The sequence below is a fragment of the Limnoraphis robusta CS-951 genome (assembly GCF_000972705.2).
Window position 1 is genome coordinate 10,340 of record NZ_LATL02000095.1, and the last position, 21,442, is coordinate 31,781.

Genomic DNA, 21,442 nt, shown 5'->3' on the forward strand with positions numbered 1-21,442 from the left:
CCAAACCCTGATCAAACTGATTTCATTAGACTGCATAACTTTCCATTGTTAAAGACTCAAGTCCACTCCTATTGTTTGAATAACGTTTATTCTGGCATTTTTTCTTGTAAAAATGAAGTGATTTTGAAACCCTTCAATTTATTCAGAATATTTTAGTCAGCAATTACTCAAACAATGGAATAAAATATTGAGTTTAAATTTAACTTCAATTCATTCGGTTCGTGAGGGGAATTAATCATCGTGAGATTTGCTACATTTAACGCTTCTCTTAATCGAGATACAGCAGGTCAACTGATCACTGATCTGACCACACCAGATAATCCGCAAGCCCAAGATATCGCCGAGATTATTCAACAAGTTAATCCTGATGTCTTACTGATTAATGAGTTTGACTATAACGCAAATAATCTCAATGAAGCGATTAATTTATTTCAACAAAACTACTTAGGCGTTGACCAAAATCCCGCAGATTCAGCCGGAACAGTTAATTATCCTTTCTTTTATGTCGCCCCTTCTAATACCGGAGTTACATCTAACTTTGACCTCGATAATAATGGCGCAATTGTCACCACAGTCGGCGCAGATGGCTATGGGAATGATGCTTTAGGGTTTGGAAATTTTCCCGGTCAATTTGGGATGGTTTTGTTATCAAAATATCCCATTGATACAGAAAATGTTCGGACGTTTCAAAACTTCCTCTGGAAAGATATGCCAGAGAATTTATTACCTGATGATCCTGCAACAACCGAACCTAACGACTGGTATTCCGCAGAAGAATTAGCCGAATTACCCCTATCTTCAAAAAGTCATTGGGATGTTCCCATAGAAGTTGATGGAGAAATAATTCATGTCCTCGTTTCTCATCCCACACCCCCAACTTTTGACGGAGAAGAAGACCGAAACGGACGCCGCAACCATGATGAAATTCGCTTTTGGTCAGACTATGTAACTCCCGGAGAAGGAGATTATATTTATGATGACGATGACGAAGCCCCAACAGGCGGACTCGCCGAAGGTTCAGCCTTTGTGATTATGGGCGATCAAAACGCAGATCCGTTGGATGGCGATAGCACCAACGATGCCATTTTACAACTAATCGACAACCAGAATATTCAAGGTTCTGCAACTGATATCAATATTACCCCAGATAGCAACGGAGGCGTTGTTGCTGCAACAGATCAAGCAGGGGCTAACGTTGGACAACAGGGAAACCCCGCTTTTGATACCGCAGACTTCGGCTTTGATCCGAACAACCCTACTGTTGATGAAGCCCCAGGAAACCTACGAGTAGACTATGTACTCCCCTCAACAAACCTACAAATTGACGATGTAGGAGTCTTCTGGCCAGCCCCCGGTACACCCGGATCAGAGTTAGTAGCAGCTTCCGATCATCGTTTAGTTTTCGCGGATCTCGCCTTTGAAGAAGAAAGCGCCTTCACCCTACAAATTCTGCACACCTCCGACCAAGAAGCAGGAATTCCAGCCCTCAACGATGCTCCCGGCTTATCGGCTGTAATGAACGCCCTAGAGGATGATTTTGAGAATACCATCAAACTCAGTTCCGGTGACTTATATATTTCAGGGCCGTTTTTTGATGCGAGTCGCGACATCTACGACACAACAGAAGACGGCGAACCCGAACCCGCAGGTCAACCCGGTATAGCCGATATCCTCATTCAAAATGAGTTAGGATGGGATGCTGCGGCCGTTGGAAACCACGAATTTGACGCCGGGGATAGCACATTCTTCAGTTTACTCGCCCCGAACCCCAATTGGGTTAATGGCACTGGTCAAGGCATTGGTGAAGGCGGTTATCCGGGTGCAAGTTTCCCTTATCTAGCCACGAACCTAGATTATACCAATGCTACGCTTCCAGAAGGATTAACTGTCGTTGATAGTGGATTACCCGCCCAACCCAATAGTCTCACAGGTAGCGTTGTCGTTGATGTCAACGGTGAACAGGTCGGTGTCCTGGGTGTGGTTACGCCTTATCTACCTGCGATCGCCAATATTGGCGGGGTTGAGATGGAAACAGGTGATGGCATCTCGGCGGGTACTCCCATTGACCAACAAGTTGCTGCTTTAGTTGCTAATCTCCAACCGGAAGTCCAGTTACTCACCGATGCTGGGATTAATAAAATTATCCTGATGACTCACCTTCAGGAAGCCGAGATCGAACAAGCACTCGCTGAAGCCTTAGATAGCCAAAATATTCCCATCGATGTGATGATTGGGGGCGGATCGCATCGGGTGATGACGGATGAGACAACCGTTCCTCCGTTGCGAGAAGACGAGACTCAGCAAAATACACCAGGATTAATCTTACAACCCTATCCTCAAATTTACAACAGTGATGAGGATGAAGATCAAGTTTTCTACATTAATACAGGTGCAAACTATCGTTATCTCAGTCGGCTTGTTACCAACTTTGATGAAAATGGTGTTGTTACTTCCATCAGCGAAGAAGAAAGTGGAACTTTTGCAACTGATATTGCTGGAGTTAATCGGCTTTACGAAGAAGAGATTACCACACTCGATCAGGTAAAAGCTGTTGCCGATCCAGAATTGGTTTCAATTGTTGATGGAGTGGGTGAGTTCGTTAATAGTCTTGATGCTAATATTTTCGGTCAAACCGAGGTTTTCCTCAACGGAATTCGGGGAGATGTTCGCACCCAAGAAACCAACTTAGGAAACCTGTCAACAGATGCCCAAGACTACTATGCAGAAGAATATCTCACAGCAGGTCTATTAGGAGAGGCGTTTTCTGATTTTGATGAAATTGACATCTCCTTCAAAAACGGAGGCGGTATCCGCGATATTATCGGCGTTTCCTCGATTGCTGGAGGTGGGGGTGAACTCGTTCAAGGGCCGCCAGCCGCTAACCCCAACGTAGGTAAGGAAGAAGGCGATATTTCTCAGTTAGATCTTTCTAATTCTCTTCGCTTTGATAATAGTCTTGTTGTTGGTACTGTTAGCGCCGCAGGGTTGTATGAAATTGCCGAACACATGGTCGCCCGTGTGGAAAATGTTGCAGGTCAATTTGGTCAAATTAGTGGCTTTAAATTTAGCTATGATCCGACTGCACAGGGTCGTACCAGTGAACAACCCGGAGAACGAATTCAAAATTTAGCCCTCACCGATGATGACGGTAACGTTAAAGAAATTATCGTTCAAGAGGGTGAATTGGTGGGCGATCCAGAGCGTACCTTTAGTCTGGTGACACTGGAGTTTCTCGCAGGTGGAGGGGATAGTTACCCCAATGTTATTCAAAATCAAGTCCCCCTGAGTACATTGACACAACCGGAGTCTCTCGCTAATGCTGAGTTAGAAGCCGGTCGTGAACAAGACGCTTTAGCCGAGTATCTAGCTGCATTCTTCAATAGTGAAAACGAACAAGATCCTTTCTCTGAACCTGACACTCCCCAGTCAGAAGACGAACGAATTCAAAACTTGGCTGTCCGCGAAGATACGGTACTGAGTGATGATGATGATACCCCACAACCTCAACCTCTCGCAGAAGTGTTAAAGCTTCAAGGAAGCTTTGAAACCGGAATTTTTGATGATTCTGCCAGTCAAATTAACGTGTTTGACCTGACAACTCAACGGGCTTTTGTTACCAATAATGCGAATGTGAGTCTCGATATTATTGACTTTTCAAACCCCGCAGAACCAACGCTGTTTAAACAAGTTAACGTCTCAGAATTTGGCGGCGTTGTTAATAGTGTCGCGGTGTTTGAGGGTTTAGTTGTAGTCGCCGTTGAAGCGGATGTTAGCCAAGAAAACGGTAAAATTGTCTTCTTAGATCTTGAGGGGAATATTCAGGGCGAGGCCATTACCGTTGGGGCGTTACCGGATATGCTTACCTTTACCCCCGATGGAAGCAAAATTCTAGTCGCAAATGAAGGAGAACCCAGTCAAGATTATACTAATGATCCAGAAGGATCAATTAGCATTATTGACGTTGCAACTCGTGAAGTTACCTCTGTAACCTTTACCGCTTTTGACAGCCAAATTGAACAGTTAAAACAAGCGGGAGTGCGAATTTTTGGGCCGAATGCAACGGTTTCCAAAGACCTAGAACCCGAATATATTGCTGTTTCCTCAGACTCAACGACAGCTTATGTTGCTTTGCAAGAAAATAATGCGATCGCTGTTGTTGATATTGCCAGCAGTACGATAACAGATATTTTACCGCTAGGTTTCAAAGATCACAGCCTAATTCCCCTCGATGCGAGTGATGAAGATGGGGAAATTAATATCAGTACCTACGAGAACTTATTCGGACTTTATCAACCTGATGCGATCGCAACTTATGAAGCGGATGGCGTCACCTACATTGTTACTGCAAATGAAGGTGATAGTCGGGACTATGACGGTTTTAGCGAAGAAGATCAGATCGAAAATATCACACTTGATTCTACTGCTTTCCCGAATGCGGCTGAGTTACAACTTCCTGAAAATTTAGGTCGTTTGGAAGTAACAACCACCCTCGGAGATACCGACAACGATGGCGACTTTGACGAACTTTATGCTTTTGGAGGTCGATCTTTTTCCATTTGGGAACCAACAGAAGAGGGTTTAGAGTTGGTGTTTGATAGTGGTGATCAATTTGAACAAATTATCGCCAAACAGTTCCCCGACTTCTTCAACACCACTAACGATGACAACGCTTTTGATGATCGCAGCGACAATAAAGGATCAGAACCCGAAGGCGTTGCGGTTGGAGAAATTGACGGGAAAACTTACGCTTTTATCGGTTTAGAACGGATGGGCGGTATTATGTCTTATGATATTACTAACCCCAGCCAACCGCAGTTTCTCGAATATATCAATGACCGTGACTTTACTGGTGATCCAGAAGCAGGAACCGCAGGAGATCTCGCCCCAGAAGGGATGACGTTTGTACCTGGAGAAAACCCGCAACTCATTGTTAGTAACGAAGTTAGCGGAACAACAACATCTTATTCGATTACCGCTCAAAATAGCGCCCCGGTTTTAGTCGAAACGCCTGACTTGAGTTTAGGGGAGTTGGAAAACCTCTCAAATTCCGATAACCTTGAGGGTATTTCTATTGCTGAGTTTGTTGGGGAAATTAGCAGCGATACTGATGATGATGATATCGGAATTGCGATCGCAGGCGTTGATAATACAAACGGAACTTGGGAATATTCCATTGATAATGGTACAACTTGGATCAGCATTACGGGTGTTTCCCAAGAGAATGCTTTAGTCTTAAATTCAACGGCTCAAATTCGTTTTATTGCCACCAGTATTACATTTACTGGAACAATTGAACGAGCGATCACATTCTTTGCTTGGGATGGTACTTTTAGCGAAAGTGGAAGTTTTGTAAATGTCACCCAAACAGGTCTAACCACTGCTTTTAGTCAAATCTCCCAAACTGCTAGCTTGACTGTTATCGAACAACAAAATATTCCTCCGGTTGTTGTTGATGAAATTCCTAACCAAACCGCACAGGTAAATATCGGGTTTAGCCTCAATCTTGCAGAGAATTTCCAGGACGAAGATGATGATCCGCTCACTTTTAGCAGTCCTAATTTACCGCGGGGGTTAACGATAGATGAAACAACCGGGTTAATTATCGGAACTCCTATTAATGAAGGAACCTTTAATGTGACTGTTGTCGCCAGTGATGGTGAAGCAGAAATAGAAACGAGTTTTGAGTTAGCAGTCTCACCGTTTGTTATCCCTGTTATTCCACCGTTACCCGATGATGATGATGGAGAAACTCCTGAACCTCCTGTTGATGATGGGGATGATGATGATGGTGATGATGATGGAGAAACTCCTGAACCCCCTGTCGATGACGATGATGATGATGAAACTCCTGAACCCCCTGTCGATGACGATGATGATGATGATGATGATGATGATGGTGATGATGATGGAGAAACTCCTGAACCGCCTGTTCCTCCCGTTGATGTAGACGTTCCGGTTCGTCAACCGAATACGACAACTAACACGATAGAAGGAGATGAAACCGAGAACGAACTATTAGGAACTGCTGAAAATGAAGATCTTTTTGGCTTCCAAGGAAATGATATTCTCGCCGCATTAAATGGGGATGATAATATCTATGGTGGCGGAGAGGATGACCTAATTTTCGCAGGTCAAGGCGATGATAACTGCTACGGCGATGTCGGAAATGACTCGATTTTCGGCGGTATTGGCGGTACAATTCCGGGTGATGACTCGAGCGATATTGACTACATCGAAGGTGGAGATGGAAATGATATTATCTTCGGAAATAAAGACGCAGATACTCTCATCGGAGATGGGGGAGATGATATTATTTTCGCCGGAAAAGATGATGATCTCGTGAGTGGGGGTGAGGGGAATGACTTCATCACAGGGGATGAGGGAAATGATACCCTTTTAGGTGGTAATGGACGCGATCGCTTCTTATTTGTTGAAGGTGCAGGAACAGACTTGATCGCTGACTATGAAAATGGTCAAGATCTATTTGTTTTGGGTGAAGGTTTAACCTTTGACCAACTGACAATTATTCAAGTTTCAGGTCTGACGCAAATTCAAGTTAGCAGTACCGATGAAGTTCTCGCAACTTTACCGGGTATTGCGGTGGGTGATATCGGTGAAGAAGATTTTACCTTATTTGAACCCATTGAAACGCCCTTAGACTCCTAAATTTCAAAACCCGGTTTCTTAATTTTAAAACCCCGGTTTCCTCAATTTTAAAACCCCGGTTTCCTCAATTTTAAAAACCCGGTTTCTTAAAGAAACCGGGTTTTTGGAGAAGGTTTTTGGAGAAACCGGGTTTTTGGGTGTCAAGTTAAGATATAATGCCATAGTCTATCTTCTGTGATCATGCAAATCGCTCTGTTTGGCACTAGCGCCGATCCCCCAACCGCAGGTCATCAAAACATTTTGCGCTGGCTATCTCAACAGTTTGATCAAGTTGTGGTCTGGGCTTCTGACAACCCGTTTAAGTCTCACCAGACGCCGATAGAACATCGCACAACCATGCTGAAAATTCTCATTGAAGATATTTCTCCTCACCATAACATCGCCCTTCACCAAGAACTCAGCAGTCGTCGTACCCTGGAAACGGTACAAGGTGTTAAACAATACTGGCCAGAAGCTGAGTTACATTTAGTCGTGGGTTCCGATTTAATTGGCCAGATGCCCAATTGGTATAAAATAGAAGGATTATTGAGTCAAGTTAACCTGTTAGTTGTCCCTCGACCCGGTTATCAACTTGAGGAGGAGAAGATCAAAGCACTCCAACAACTCGGGGGAAATGTGGCGATCGCTTCGATCACAGGCTTACCTGTTTCTTCGTCAAACTATCGCCAAAACGGAGATCCCGAAACGTTAACTCCTGCAATTCAAGCCTATATCGAACACAATCATTTGTATCAGTCTCCCCAATAAGATTTCAAACAACCCCAGTTCACCCAGTTCTAGGGTACAGTTAAAATTGGCATCAGGGATTCTTAATTGTTGAAAAATCAGTAACTTAAACAGCTAGATGGCCGGACGCAGCCAAAAAAAAACTACCCCTCATCCTCTAGAAGACTTCAAAGTTGGAGTCGATAACATTATTTTTTCTGTCGATACCACTCAAAACCGTCTGTTGGTCTTATTGGTAATGCGACAAGAAGACCCCTTTCGCGATCGCTGGAGTCTACCGGGAACCCTAGTCCGCCAAGGAGAATCTTTAGAAGATGCTGCCTATCGGATTTTATCGGAGAAAATTCGCGTTAATAATCTATACTTAGAACAATTGTATACCTTTGGCGGACCTGATCGTGATCCCCGTGAAAGTCCTAATAGTTATCATGTTCGTTATTTATCTGTGAGTTACTTTGCTTTAGTTCGGTTTGAAGAAGCAGAATTAATTGCAGATGGAGTAACAGGAATTGCTTGGTATCCTCTCGAACAAGTTCCTCAACTAGCTTTTGATCATAATCACATTTTGAAATACGGTTATCAACGTCTACGCAATAAACTTGAATATAGTCCCGTTGCTTTTGATGTACTCCCCGAATTCTTTACATTAGGAGATTTGTACCAACTTTATACGACTGTTTTAGGTGAAGGCTTTTCTGATTATTCCAACTTTCGCGCCCGTTTACTCAAATTAGGATTTCTCTGCGATACGGGGAAAAAAACATCACGAGGGGCGGGAAGACCCGCAAGTTTATATCGGTTTGATGCCGAAGCATTTGCACCGTTTAAAGATAAACCGTTAGTCTTTGTTTAAAATGGGAATTGTTTCATCCTGAAGGCTTAAAATCAATGATTTGAGAGTAGAAAATCCCCTGAACAATCCTATAAAAATTATTAACCCAAACACAATTAGCTTTTGGGTTTGGGTTGTTCTTCAATGGTCGTCACTCTTTTGCGATTTACTTCTTGCCATTCTTCTTTGGGTTTCTGTGGGGGTTTGCCTTTTCCTTCCTCACTCCAAATCAAATAAAGAGCAATTCCTAGAAAAATAACGATAATTTCCATTGTGCCACTATCTCCTATTTTAATCAAGCACATGAATGTGTAAGGCGAATAGAATGACCTTCTCCCCTAGACATAGGCTGTCCTTCAGTAAAGGGGCGTCAATCTAATCGTTTTATGGTAAATGTTGGGTATTCTACAGATTGCTCTGTATGAACTTCCGGAAAAAATCAAGAAGTTTTGTGACATCCCCAAATAATTCCTTACAGGCTACTACAACTCCCCCGTCAATGACACTCTATCCCGGAGAAGATCTTTAATGATTTCTTCCTAGAGTATCCCCCAATCGTTAAAGTCTGAAATAGAGTTAGCTTAATTCCCCTAAATGACACTGCTGTTAACATCATATCTCAATTTTTTAGAATGCCTAGTTGTCCGTAAAAATGCTGAAATGGGCCATTGTAGCCTTAGTGAACTCGCCTAACCTCCGTCACAACCTAGATAGAGGGGAAGACTGAAATGAGGTATCAAATACCGGATGGAAGTTCAACCCTATCTCACTCTTTATAAGTTGATTTTTGCAGCAATTTAACACCCAATAATCAATAGGTGATTATGTCTATTTTTAGAGGAAGTCGAGTATACACCCTGACTTTTATAGCAGGTCGCGCTGGCTTGTTTACAAGGGTCAAGCCTTGAATGTTACCACCAAGACACAAAGACACAAAGAAGTTGTAAAGATTAACCTGCTCATTTCTATAATAAATTTTTGCAACAAGATATTTTGACTCCAATCAAAACTCAAGTTATAGCGGTTTTGAATTGAATCAGGTACAGTGAGGACTAAAAACCCGGTAACTTTTACGCTCACCGGGTTTTTGGGGTATACAGTTATGGCGATCGCACACAAGACTTAAATCCTGTAGGGGAACCCTTGAAGGGCGCCCTCCAATCAAAAACTTTTTAAGGGGGAAATTAGCCCTAAATCAAGGCTTAATGATGATGGTGATGATCACCATGACTGTGATCATGATGATGATGATGATCGCCGTGACTGTGACTGTGAACTTCTTTTGCTTGAACCGACGCCAACTGTAGATTAACCGCTAAAGCTGTTTCATTTAATAAGGCTTCAATCTGCGGATTTGCCCATTCTGCTGCCATTTTCATAAACTCAGGATGATCGTTAGCGCAAGGCATTTGTACATAGGTAATCTCGGGATGTTTGCGTCGTAATGATTCGATAATATGTTCGACATCTAACAGTGTTTCATGGTTTTCTGTGGCAAATCCAATCGGCATAAAGACAACGGATGTCGCCCCTAATTCAATCAGGTTTTGGGCGGCTAATTTAACGTTGGGTTGTGTCCACTCAATTAACGGTGTGTCATGGTTTAACCAACCAATGGAAATCAACGGATAACGATGAATTAAACGTTCCCGAATCAGTTCATACATCGCTTGACTTTCATCAATTCCTGATGTGAATCCTTTGGCTTTGTGAGGACAGCCATGATTCATTAAAATAATAGCTGTTTGGGAGGGTAAATGGGCAACGGCTAACTCTTTTTGAATCTTTTCTTCGACCATTCCCGCCATTAAATCTAAATAGGCAGGTTCGTTATAAAACGATGGAATATAACGTTGACCTTTCACCCAATGTTCGCTACCATCTGCTAAGTTTGTTAAGGCTTTATTCACCTGTTCGACAGCGATTCCACTGGTAAAAATTGAATCAACGACTAACAACGGATAGATGAGAATTTTATCAAATCCTTCTGCTTTGATCTGGGCTAAAACCTGTTCAGGGAGGAAAGGCGCACAGAAGTTATAGGCTTTGAAAACTTTGACTTTATCGCCCCATTTGTGTTGAAGTTCATGTTCAATTCCCGCCCGTTGCTGTTCAAAAATCGCATTGTGAGGGGAGATGAAATTACCATGTTGATGACTCCATTCATGCAAGTCAAACACGGCTAATAGTTTGGCTAAAGGCGGATAAATCCAAGTCGGAACCGGGGCAAATTTTGCGGTTAACAAGTTTAACGCTTGTTCGTTATAATTGGCAAAATCTTCATAACTTTCAACTTCACCATATCCCATCAATAAGACAGCGACTCGATCTTGAGGCGTTTGACTCTCGGATACAGAAAGATTTTCTTGGGTTCTTTCGGGAGTTGCGACCACTTTGTTATCCTCAAAAATAGTTGTTATTTACAGGTGGGAGTGTCTGGGACTTCTCAATCCTTTTCACTCGCCTTTCTAGCTTAACATCCCCCTCGGGGGGATAACTCGATCTACAGTATAAAAGAAGTTGAACCGAATTTGGGTTATGGCGGTTGTCATTATTGCTGGTATTCACGATCAGACGTTAACAAAATCCTTTGTCAGTCAGCTTTTCAGCGATAGTTTGAGTCGTTGTCAGTCGGGGAATTTGTTGATTTTTCCGACCCAAGATTACCCGGCTTATTCGGGACTTGACATTTTTAGCTATTTATGCAGTCAATCTCAAGCGATTTCTAACCAGAGTTTTGAGGCCAATTCAGTTAAATTACCGCTAGTCTTCATTTGTTTTAGTGCGGGGGTTGTGGGTGCGATCGCGGCGGCTTGGATGTGGCAGGCGGCGGGGGGTGAAGTCAAAGCCTTGATCGCCTTAGACGGTTGGGGGATGCCTCTAGGGGGGAATTTTCCCGTTTATCGCATCAGCCATGATCATTTTACCCATTGGAGTTCAGGGTTGTTAGGCGCCGGAGTTGAAAGCTTTTATGCTGATCCACCTGTGGAACATTTACACCTGTGGAGTTCCCCAGAAGCAACTAGAGGATGGTGGCTGCATCAAACTTCAACGGGCGTTAATACCGCATCTCCAACAACTGCAAAAACTGTTTTATCTTATTGGTTAAAGATTCACGGAGAAGATTAGATGGAACCGACACCAAAACCGAGGGTAAAAATTTGTTGTATTAGTCGTGTTGTCGAAGCAAAAATGGCTGTGAAAGCGGGGGCATCGGCGTTAGGATTAGTTTCAGCAATGCCGTCTGGGCCTGGGGTAATTTCTGAGGAATTAATCGCGGAAATTGCAACAATAATCCCGCCAGGAGTGGCTTCATTTCTGTTAACCAGTCAACAGGATACGCTATCGATTATTAATCAGCAAAAACGCTGTCGGGTGAATACCATTCAACTTTGTGATTCTCTTTCAATTGAGAGTTATCCAATATTACGAGAAGCCATGCCCGGAGTGGCATTGGTACAGGTGATTCATGTAACCGGAGAAGCGTCTATTGAGGAGGCGGTGAGGGTTGCGCCGCAAGTTAACGCAATTTTACTCGATTCGGGGAACCCAACGTTAAGCGTCAAACAGTTGGGGGGAACGGGACGGGTGCATGATTGGCAGATTAGCCGGAAAATTCGGGAATTGGTGAATGTTCCTGTATTTTTAGCTGGGGGGTTGAATGCTGATAATGTGTCAGCAGCAGTTCAAACGGTGGCACCCTTTGGGCTGGATGTGTGTAATGGTGTCAGAACAGAGGGTCAATTAGATGAGCATAAACTGGCTCAGTTTTTTAGTCAAATTTAAAAATTGCTAGAAATCTTAGAGGTATAGCAGTCGAAGCCTTTGATTAGGACAGTGTTTTTCTGTCAAATCCTTTTATGATAAAGGTTTCAATTCTGTCTCCTGTCTCCTGTCTCCTGACTTCTGCTATATATTATACTTTAGAGAAAAAACTTAAACAAGTTAGACGGGTGGACTCAAATGCAGTTAGATCTAAAAAGTTCCTATATTGATATCAACGGTGTTCAACATTATTATGAATGGATCAAAACGCCGAGTCAGGAACAGAGAAAGCCTGTGATGGTGTTTCTGCATGGGTGGGGCGGTTCGGGTCGCTATTGGACAAGTACAGCCCAAGCGTTATCGGATGAATTTGATTGTTTGATTTATGATTTACGCGGTTTTGGTCGTTCAAAAGCACGGGGAATTGAGGAGTTGGATTTTCCGCCTTTGAGTTATGAATTAGTCGATTATGCTCACGAACTTAAGGGGTTATTGGATGCACTCAGTTTAGACAAAGTTTATTTGAATGCTCACTCAATGGGCGGATCAATTGCGGCTTTATTTCTCAATCTTTATCCCGAACGAGTCGAACGAGCGATTTTAACCTGTAGCGGGATTTTTGAATATGATGAAAAGACATTTACCACGTTTCATAAGTTTAGTCGATATGTGGTTTTATTTCGACCCAAATGGTTAGCTAAGATTCCGTTTGTTGATAAAGTTTTTATGGCGCGATTTTTACGTCGTTCTTTACCGACACCCATCAGTCAAGCTTTTTTAGAAGATTTTTTGCTAGCAGATTTTGACGCGGCTTATGGTACGGTGTTGACGTCGGTGAGTAAAGAGGCGACCGAGTGGCTTCCTCAACAATTTGCACAGTTTACCGTACCGACGTTATTAGTAGCTGGAGAATATGATCAGATTATTCCCGCAGAAATGGGACGACAAGCGGCGGCATTGAATGATCAGATTGAACTTGCTATCTTAGAAAATACAGCGCATTTTCCCATGTTGGAAGATGCACCAACATACCTCGAACGGGTGCGGGAGTTTCTCAACCGATAACAGCGTAAAATACAACTTAGATTCGATTTTCGTCAGTCTCTCCGAGCTTAATTTACTCAATTGCACCCCGAAATTTAGGCGGATCATTATAAGTCCGCGAAGAGGTAAAAATCTGATGACAATTCCTCCTTATCTTTATCCCCTCGCCGCTCCGCTTTTAATTCCGGTTGCGCGTCAATTAGGTAGACAGTTAATGTCAGTAATGAATGGTGGTCAGCGATCGCCATCTCCTGGCGCAAATCTTTCTTCTGTTCCTGAACAGGTGAAAGAAGATCCTCGCTATGTTGAGGCTTTGGTTAAATATTCCCAGCGCAAAGACAGCCGAATTCAAGAGTTTCATTCGTTAGAAACGATTCAAGAAGAACGTCGCCTACAAATTCGTCAGCAAGAAATTACAGATCGCCGGGAAATTAGTCGTTTACAACGGGAATTGATCCGGGAATTACAAACCAATGAAATTCAACTCAAACTCCATGAACTTGATGCAATTTGGAATCGAGAAAAGTGGTTTTCTAATCTGAGTCGTCAGGAAACAGAAAGAATTTTATTAGAAGGACAAGAACACCATCGATTATTGATGTTTATCGCACCGCCTGATATGAGCGAAGATTGTCCGTTAGCGATGCAAAGACATCTGAAAAAAGATATTGGTAATGGTTTAAGACGGTTTCTCAACCAACATTATCCCCAAACCAGTGATCGGCGTCCGGTAGAGTTTTATGCAGATTATTTTACTCGACCCTTGGGTGATATTGAAGTCCGAAAATTACAGATGGTGTTATCGCCTGTACCGACTTTTATATTATACAGTGATATTAATGATTATGAAGTGCATTTTCATGTCGGATTTTGGGGACTGCAAAATCAAAATGTTTCTCTGATTCCGATTCAACCTTGGAATTGGGAAAAAGCACAGCAAGAACTAGAGGCTAAAGGAGTCAGTCCAGATTTAGCCAGCCGTCAAGTCCGGCAATTAATTGTAACAATTTATCAGATATTAGCGGCTTTTTTAGTCGATTGGTATTATCTGAGTATTGACCCCAATTATCAACCCCATTTGTTTAAATTAACTTCGGAATTTCCGAGAATCTGGATTAAACCTTATGTGGCAGTTCTCAAAGATTTACAACAGCAAAGACGACAAGTTTATCGTCAAGAGTTAGAAATGATCATCAATAAAAACAATGAAAGACAACAGATAAAAACTCAACAAAATCCTCAAAATTGGAATAGTTTTTTGACGTTAACTGCACATTCAGATGTTATTAATGTGATTGCGGTGAGTTCAGATGGTCAGTTGATTGCCAGTGGCGGTTGGGATCATAAAATTAAGATTTGGTCAGTACAAACCGGACAACAGATCCGAACGTTAAAAGGTCATTCTAACTCAATTACAGCATTAACTATTACACCTGATGGTGAATTCCTGGTGAGTGGGAGTGTGGATAGCAAGATTAAAATTTGGTCACTACAAACGGGAGAATTGTTGCAGACTCTTGAGGGTCATTCCTATTCAGTGAGTACGGTAGCAGTCAGTTCAAATTCTCAGTTTATCGTGAGTGGAAGTTGGGATAATACGATTAAAATTTGGTCGCTAGAAACGGGAAAATTGCAGCATACCCTAACTGGACACGCCAATTCTGTTAATGCTATTACGATTGATACTGATGCGGAACTGATTTATACTGGTAGCGTAGATAATACCATCAAAGTTTGGTCGCTAGAAACCGGAAAACTACAGCAGACTTTTGAGCCGTTTCAAACCTATAAAACGGTCGTTATTAGTTCAGATACTCAATTTGGGGTGAGTGGAAGTTGGGATAATACCATTGAGGTTTGGTCACTCAAAAATGAACAATTGATTCATACTCTACCAGGACATGATCAAGATATTTTAGATGTAGCTGTGAGTCCAAATTCTAAGTTAATTGCCAGTAGTAGTTCTGATCAAACCATTAAGATTTGGTCGCTGGAAACGGGATATTTACTTCGCACGTTAACAGGTCATTTTAATAGCGTTAGTACAGTGAATTTTAGCCCGGATGGATTGTTTTTAGTGAGTGGGAGTAGCAATGGGATGATTATGATTTGGCGATGTCACTAAATAAATTGATTGGAAAATGACCATAGGTACCGTTAACTCCGGTTTCGTCGCTGGATTGACAAGAAACCAGTACACCCCGATACTGTTGAGTGTAGGGACTCGCATAGTAAGATTGACTACGACCATTAAATTTGAGATAAACTGAACCTTCTATTGCTTCTATTGCGTTGCGATTTAGGGTAATATTATGATAATCTAATCCTTGCAAATACTGTTCGAGTGCGTTCCAAGCTGCATCCAAAGAATCGGCACATATTCCGAGCATTTGATATTCTGAATTTTGGACTAAAACGTGCAGTGCTTCACAAATGTTCGCGCGATTTTCTATCGGATTAACAGATTGAATGTCTGCACAGGTAAAGGCTTCTAGGATTTTTTGAGCCGTTTCTATTGAAAGGTTCGCAGGTTGTGAAGAAGACATATAAATAGTTAGGAGTTTAGGAGTACAGTAAGTGAAAAAACGGTTGCCTCTTGCCAAACTGACCTGATTGTAGAGGATTGAGGTGAGTCTGTTCAAGAGCTAAGTTGTAATTAAAGCTTGATGTTGAAGCGGAGGAGATCTTTAACCATACCCATCAATAAATCTATAGGGCGGTTGCTGGCCGCCCTAAGTCCTGTGGGGTTCAAGCAAGAGTCAATTCTCCTGAACGCTCGACAGGGTTAGAAAAGAAGGAGACTGAGCTTGTCTCATTCCACGTTCGAGGTGATTCCGAGTCAGGGCTTTGTTCGAGTTCGCCTTTGAACACCAACATTGAGTCTGTTGAACGTACTGTCATTTCACCTTGAGACAGGGCGACTCGCCATTGACGACCGGTTTTCCAAGCATGGAATTTAACGGCATTCCAACGGGGATTCACCGGATATCCGGCAAATCCAGAACGCAATGCGGGAATGCAAGCATCATCGAAGCCTGTCAGTACCAACACGCTTTCGGTTAGTTGAACTGTCTTGAATTTGTTTGGCTGTTGCTTCAACACAGACGTCACCTCCTTTAAGTTTTGTATCGAGTTGATTTAATATAAGTGTAGCCTTGTGATGTAGAAGTTATAGCGCTACTTGAATCGGGAACAGGGAACAGGGAACAGGCAACAGCAGACTATGAAAGGATTCTAGGATGTAGAAATGTCCTAACCGAATTTTGTACTGCTATACCAGCGAGATTATACTGAAAAAGCAGAGACTTTCTATACTGTCTCTACCGAAAAAATGTCAGTGTTATCCGGAATTTTCGTGCAAATTGCTACGCACTAGCGTGGGTGATTTCTTTCCAGCGTTGATGCCACAGTTCCATAACGGTCTTACTTTCCGGTAAGTCCTCAAACTGCTGGGTTTGCACTTTGATTTCCGGTGCTAGCCCTTCTAAGGATTCAACACTACCACAGTAGCGTAGAACTTGCCGCCATCCTTCTTGCCATTGTAGACAGGCTTGCTGACGTTCTCGCAAGGGTTTGAGCCGTTCTTCATCTATTTTGAGTTGCTTGGCTTTTTCACCCCATGCTGATCGCCATTGTTCAACGGCGGTACAATTGTACTGGGAGCCATAGCGTTGGACTTCGCGACTGAAGATTTCTCCGAGTTGGTTGAGGCGATCGCGATCGCGACATTGAGAAATCGCCTCTAACCCTTGTTCTATCCAAAGCGGTAGGCAGCGATAGCTTACGAAGATTGCTCCTGACCCTATTATTTTAACCCAGATTTGGTGTTGCCACATCTCTAAATGTTCAATTTGTCGAGGGGCTATACCGAGCAAAGCTGAGACTTCTAACCAAACTCGCGCCAATGGCCATTTAGCCGGAACAATGATTCCCGCCGTGACTAAGTTCTTAGACATAATAGATTACACCTAGATCCTGGAACTTTTATATTGTCCCGAAGCTTCTATATATAGTGTTTTCGGGGATAGTCTGTTTATCTTAACTCTATATGTAGTATTTCGTCTAGTTCATTCTGAACTGATACTGAAGATATTCCAACTGTAGAGTTTGAGTTAAACAAGTCCTGTATTATAGCAGATCAAACTCATTTTTGCAAAATCTGTTAATCTAGTCTTGACAGTGACCAGTTTTTACAGTGACCAGTGAACAGTAATCAGTGACCAGTTTTTACAGTGACCAGTGAACAGTAATCAGTGACCAGTTTTTACAGTTATCAGTTCTTTTCCTTGTCACCTGTCACCTGTCACCTGTCACCTGTTCACTATCTCCTGACACCCTAATTTGTATCTATGAAACCGAGTCGAATTCATCACGTGGCGATTATTTGCTCTGATTATGAGAAATCCAAAGATTTTTATGTGAATATTTTAGGATTTCCGATTATTGAAGAAACATTTAGAGCGGCGAGAAATTCCTATAAACTGGATTTAAGAGTTGGCGATCGCGATCAAATCGAGTTATTTTCCTTTGAAAATCCACCTGAACGTCCTAACCGTCCAGAAGCTTGCGGTTTGAGACATTTAGCCTTTGAAGTAGAAAATCTAGATGAATCTATTGCTCTACTGCAATCAAAAGGCGTTGAACTCGAACCCATTAGAACCGATGAAATCACCGGAAAACGATTTACATTTTTCAAAGATCCCGATAATTTACCCTTAGAAATCTATGAACATTAATTGTGAGAAACAGGAGGAGTCAGAATGAACCTGACTCCTAAATTGTGCATCTTAAGCTTGAGATTTTAAACGCCGTTTTTTTATACAGTCGCTAACTCTGGAGCCGGACGCTTGCTGTTGCGAATTCCTGTAATCGCTTCAGCATAATCAGACGCTTTAAACACAGCAGAACCTGCTACAATCGCATTAGCACCCGCTTCTAAAACCTGCCAAGTGTTATTAACTTTCAAACCGCCATCTACTTCAATCCAAGGGTCTAAGCCGCGTTCATCGCACATTTGACGCAACTTTTGGATTTTGGACACCATACTGGGAATGAAGCTTTGACCACCAAAACCGGGGTTAACGCTCATAATCAGCACGAGATCACAAAGATCCAAGGTGTACTCAATCAACTCTAAAGGAGTCGAAGGATTAAGAACAACACCCGCTTGCTTACCGAGTTCTTTAATTTGACCTAAAGTGCGGTGGAGGTGGGGAGAGGCGTTGTGTTCAGCGTGAACCGAGATAATGTCAGCACCCGCTTTAGCAAAATCCTCAACGTACTTTTCCGGTTCGACAATCATCAAGTGAACATCGAGGGGTTTGCGAGTCACAGGTCGGATTGCTTCTACGATTAACGGACCAATGGTAATATTAGGAACAAAACGACCGTCCATCACATCCACGTGAATCCAATCGGCGCCAGCTTCATCAACTGCTCGAACTTCGTCTCCTAAGCGGCTAAAATCAGCAGATAATATGGATGGAGAGATAACAGTGTGTTTTGGGGACTGGCTCATGGTGTAATATGTTCTCCTACATCTGGGGTTGTATTCAGTGTATCAGAATTTGTTCAGCCGTCCGTACCGCAGCTTAGGAGTTTTGGAAATGCCATCAGGGATCAACTTGTTTTGTCGGAAACACCTATCTCAACCCCAAATATACTTGTATTGATGGAAAGCCTAAGGAGCGACAAGAGGTTCTATGAATAAAATCGATCCCCTAGAATATCCGGATGACCAACACGTTCGACTGTTTGTATATTTGGTTCCTGTGATTGGTGTATTCCCTGCGCTTTGGAGTTTATATCGCCGTCAGGGAACACCGCAACATCTCCGCACCAGTCGGTTAGCTGTGACCTTGGCTCTGGGCTGGCTACTCGGACATTTGGCATTGGAGGCTGGCTCTAGTGCGGTGGAAATTTGGAGCCTGCCTCTATTGCTCGGTAGTAGCGTGTTGACCACAAGTTATTTTATAGTCTGTTTTGGGTTAATGATTCGCCTTTGGCAACGTCAGCCCCTATGGTTGCCAGGAATGAGTCAACTGGCGGAACGGTTGCTTGGCAAACATCTTTCTTAAGTCTGGAGACAGTTTTTCCCGGTTTTCAGATCTGATCAAAACTACTCTTTTTTTTGTAAAAACCTTATCTTGCGTGTGAGGAAGCCTGTGTCTGCTCGTAGAAATCATAACCATTTATTGCGCCAACATCGAACTGCTCAACCTGTTCTCAAGAAATTCACCCAATCAGGCCCCGGAAGATGGCTAGGATTGGCTTTAGGCTTAACGGGAGTTGCCACAATCTCTGCAACCGCAGGCGCATTACTCGCCGTTTCCCTGTCAACCACGCCGTTGATGCAGCAAAAGCTGACACCGGAAGAGGCGGCTGTGTTTTCTAAGGGTCAAATGGCTCGGGGAAATTTGCGTTTTCCTGAGTTAACTCGTCCCGTTAATATTCTGGTTTTAGGGATTAAGGTTCTCACGTCTGACTTGGAAGATGAATCACAGGAAGATTTGGGATATCACGCCGTTGTAGATTCGTTTAAAGGGTTATCGGATACGATGCTGTTGCTGAGGTTTGACCCGGCGGAAAAGAAGCTGAAAGTTTTGTCTGTTCCCCGTGATACTCGTACCTATGTTGAGGGAATGGGGATGACTAAAATTAATGATGCGAACTATTCTGGCGGCCCTGCTTTGAGTGCAAAAGCAACGAGTGAACTGTTAGGTGGTGTGGGTATTGATCGCTATGTTCGGGTGAATGTTCTCGGTGTTGAAAAACTGATTGATGCTTTGGGAGGTGTAAATGTTTATGTTCCCAAGGAGATGAAATATAGCGATGATAGCCAACATTTATATATCAATTTGGAACAGGGTCAACATCACCTTAATGGCGCTCAAGTGTTGCAATTTTTGAGATTTCGTCACGATAGTTTAGGTGATATTGGGCGGGTTCAGCGACAGCAAATGTTGATGCGAGCTTTCATGGAACAGGCGTTAAATGTGGGGACGATTTCCCGACTTCCGAAGCTTGTTTCGATTATTCAGTCTCATATTGACACGAATTTAAGCTTAGAGGAATTAGTGGCGTTGGTGAATTTTGCTAGTAATGTCAAGCCCGAAGATATTGAGATGTTGATGGTTCCGGGGAAATTTAGCGATCCAGAAGATTATAAAGCCAGTTATTGGCTACCAGACTACAGCCGCTTAGATGCAATTTTGGCTAAACATTTTGATTTTGGCTATGATTCTTGGCGCTTTGAAAATGTTGATAGCCGAGATTTGAGAATTGCGATTCAAGATAGCACAGATGATTGGGCTGCGGTTGATGGTTTTGTGGTGGAACTTAACGAAGACGGATTCTGGAATGTTAAGGTTGCTAAACCCTGGACTCAGCCTTTAGATGTGACTCGAATTGTTGCTCAAGATGGCGATACTCAGAGTGCAGAAGCGATTCAACGGGCTTTAGGATTTGGACAAGTGGTGGTTGAAAGTACGGGATTTTTAGAGTCTGATGTGACGATTCAGTTGGGGCGAGATTGGCTGGAAAAATACGAGAAAAAACAGCAATTAAACCCAAGGGAAACGGAAACGGAAACGGAAACGGAAGCCAACGATGATTTAAAGGAGTTGAGGATTAGAAACTCTAACTAAATTGCTTGATTGGGGTGCATCAGACTCACCAAAAAAAAGAAGAAGCATTTTTGAGTTATTTGGGATGGATATCGAACTTATCCTGACTCAATTCTAGCCCTAAAAAAGATAAAGTTTTTGCCTTTCTTTTTGTTTTTAAGTCCGTTAATATAGCAGTACAAAATTCGGTTAGGACATTTCTACATCCTAGAATCCTTTCATAGTCTGCTGTTGCCTGTTCCCTGTTCCCTGTTCCCGATTCAAGTAGCGCTATATATCAATTCATCTTGATGGAGTCAGAAAACTTCTAAACATCGTATTCCGTCTCTAGTCTCCTCTCTGCTCTAATGTGCATGGATTTACTTATTACCCTAATTTTATCTTTTATCTTGTTAGTTTTTAGTACCCTCAAAGGGTACTTTATTTTTTATTCCTTATTGGCTTCTACACTGCTTTGGATCGCGGTTCTGCTGAGGCGAGGCTTTTTACTTAAAGACTTAATGCAAATGGCTTTTTCAGGTGCAAAGAAGTCTTTTTCTGTTGTCATCATTTTACTTTTAATTGGCGCCGTGACTTCGACTTGGATGACAGCCGGAACTGTACCGAGTTTAGTGTATTATGGCATTCAAATAATTAACCCTAACTATTTTATCCTATTAGCGTTCCTGTTAACAAGTTTAGTTTCTCTCTTAATTGGGACTTCCTTTGGAACCGTGGGAACGATTGGTATTGCTTTAATGATTATGGCGAGTAACAGTGCGGTAAATTCAAATTTAGTGGCGGG

General features: G+C 42.6%; 16 protein-coding genes and 1 pseudogene. 11 read left to right on the plus strand and 6 right to left on the minus strand.

Translation table 11 applies throughout. The features are described 5' to 3' along the window. Positions 1-240: 240 nt before the first annotated feature. The 3 genes from WN50_RS35210 (at position 241) to WN50_RS08570 (ending at position 8,245) form a co-directional block, all read left to right on the plus strand. Positions 241-6,666, plus strand: coding sequence for a choice-of-anchor I family protein (locus WN50_RS35210; protein ID WP_049558763.1), 6,426 nt, complete (start codon positions 241-243; stop codon positions 6,664-6,666). A 177-nt stretch (positions 6,667-6,843) separates the two neighbouring features. Beyond that, the gene (locus WN50_RS08565; RefSeq protein ID WP_200906238.1) at positions 6,844-7,413 is read left to right on the plus strand and encodes a nicotinate-nucleotide adenylyltransferase; all 570 of its coding nucleotides are present in this window, start codon (positions 6,844-6,846) and stop codon (positions 7,411-7,413) included. Between the two features lie 97 nt (positions 7,414-7,510). Beyond that, on the plus strand, positions 7,511-8,245 hold the full coding sequence (locus tag WN50_RS08570) for an NUDIX hydrolase (RefSeq protein ID WP_046278117.1): 735 nt from the start codon (positions 7,511-7,513) through the stop codon (positions 8,243-8,245). A gap of 95 nt (positions 8,246-8,340) precedes the next feature. On the opposite strand, the gene WN50_RS34605 is transcribed toward WN50_RS08570, so the two are convergent. Beyond that, a complete protein-coding gene (locus tag WN50_RS34605; RefSeq protein WP_160315360.1) occupies positions 8,341-8,496 on the minus strand; it encodes a hypothetical protein in 156 nt (51 codons plus the stop codon). 930 nt (positions 8,497-9,426) lie between these two features. Next, on the minus strand, positions 9,427-10,617 hold the full coding sequence (locus WN50_RS08580) for a ferrochelatase (RefSeq protein ID WP_046278119.1): 1,191 nt from the start codon (positions 10,615-10,617) through the stop codon (positions 9,427-9,429). Between the two features lie 127 nt (positions 10,618-10,744). Between WN50_RS08580 and WN50_RS08585 the strand changes: the two genes are divergently transcribed. The 4 genes from WN50_RS08585 to WN50_RS08600 all read left to right on the plus strand — a co-directional run bounded on the left by WN50_RS08585 (position 10,745) and on the right by WN50_RS08600 (position 15,158). Next, positions 10,745-11,353: a hypothetical protein gene (locus WN50_RS08585; RefSeq protein WP_323219576.1), complete on the plus strand. Its 609-nt coding sequence runs from the start codon at positions 10,745-10,747 to the stop codon at positions 11,351-11,353. Continuing rightward, on the plus strand, positions 11,354-12,010 hold the full coding sequence (locus WN50_RS08590) for a phosphoribosylanthranilate isomerase (RefSeq protein WP_046279569.1): 657 nt from the start codon (positions 11,354-11,356) through the stop codon (positions 12,008-12,010). Between the two features lie 177 nt (positions 12,011-12,187). Continuing rightward, positions 12,188-13,054 carry an alpha/beta fold hydrolase gene (locus WN50_RS08595; protein ID WP_046279570.1) on the plus strand — a complete coding sequence of 289 codons (867 nt, stop codon included), beginning with the start codon at positions 12,188-12,190 and terminating at the stop codon, positions 13,052-13,054. A 115-nt stretch (positions 13,055-13,169) separates the two neighbouring features. After that, positions 13,170-15,158, plus strand: a complete 1,989-nt coding sequence (locus WN50_RS08600) for a WD40 repeat domain-containing protein (RefSeq protein WP_046279571.1) — start codon at positions 13,170-13,172, stop codon at positions 15,156-15,158. Here WN50_RS08600 and WN50_RS08605 read toward each other — a convergent pair. From WN50_RS08605 to WN50_RS08615, 3 genes are all read right to left on the minus strand, one after another. Beyond that, the gene (locus WN50_RS08605; protein WP_046279572.1) at positions 15,136-15,579 is read right to left on the minus strand and encodes a DUF1824 family protein; all 444 of its coding nucleotides are present in this window, start codon (positions 15,577-15,579) and stop codon (positions 15,136-15,138) included. The two genes, WN50_RS08600 and WN50_RS08605, sit on opposite strands and share 23 nt — an antisense overlap. A gap of 202 nt (positions 15,580-15,781) precedes the next feature. Further along, positions 15,782-16,135 carry a hypothetical protein gene (locus WN50_RS08610; protein ID WP_046279573.1) on the minus strand — a complete coding sequence of 118 codons (354 nt, stop codon included), beginning with the start codon at positions 16,133-16,135 and terminating at the stop codon, positions 15,782-15,784. Between the two features lie 263 nt (positions 16,136-16,398). Beyond that, entirely contained in the window at positions 16,399-16,989 is a 591-nt protein-coding gene (locus WN50_RS08615; protein ID WP_046279574.1) for a hypothetical protein, read from the minus strand. Positions 16,990-17,382: 393 nt separating this feature from the next. Between WN50_RS08615 and gloA2 the strand changes: the two genes are divergently transcribed. Next, positions 17,383-17,769 carry an SMU1112c/YaeR family gloxylase I-like metalloprotein gene (gene gloA2, locus WN50_RS08620; RefSeq protein WP_046279575.1) on the plus strand — a complete coding sequence of 129 codons (387 nt, stop codon included), beginning with the start codon at positions 17,383-17,385 and terminating at the stop codon, positions 17,767-17,769. 80 nt (positions 17,770-17,849) lie between these two features. Here gloA2 and rpe read toward each other — a convergent pair whose 3' ends face one another. Beyond that, positions 17,850-18,551 (minus strand): ribulose-phosphate 3-epimerase, encoded by a 702-nt coding sequence (gene rpe, locus WN50_RS08625; protein ID WP_046279576.1) that lies wholly within the window; start codon positions 18,549-18,551, stop codon positions 17,850-17,852. Between the two features lie 184 nt (positions 18,552-18,735). Here rpe and WN50_RS08630 point away from each other — a divergent pair, with 184 nt between their 5' ends. The 3 genes and pseudogenes from WN50_RS08630 to WN50_RS08640 form a co-directional block, all read left to right on the plus strand. Next, positions 18,736-19,110, plus strand: a complete 375-nt coding sequence (locus tag WN50_RS08630) for a hypothetical protein (RefSeq protein ID WP_046279577.1) — start codon at positions 18,736-18,738, stop codon at positions 19,108-19,110. Between the two features lie 87 nt (positions 19,111-19,197). Continuing rightward, positions 19,198-20,679 (plus strand): LCP family protein, encoded by a 1,482-nt coding sequence (locus WN50_RS08635; protein ID WP_046279578.1) that lies wholly within the window; start codon positions 19,198-19,200, stop codon positions 20,677-20,679. Between the two features lie 332 nt (positions 20,680-21,011). Then, a pseudogene (locus WN50_RS08640) lies at positions 21,012-21,442 on the plus strand (Na+/H+ antiporter NhaC family protein); the annotation flags it as partial.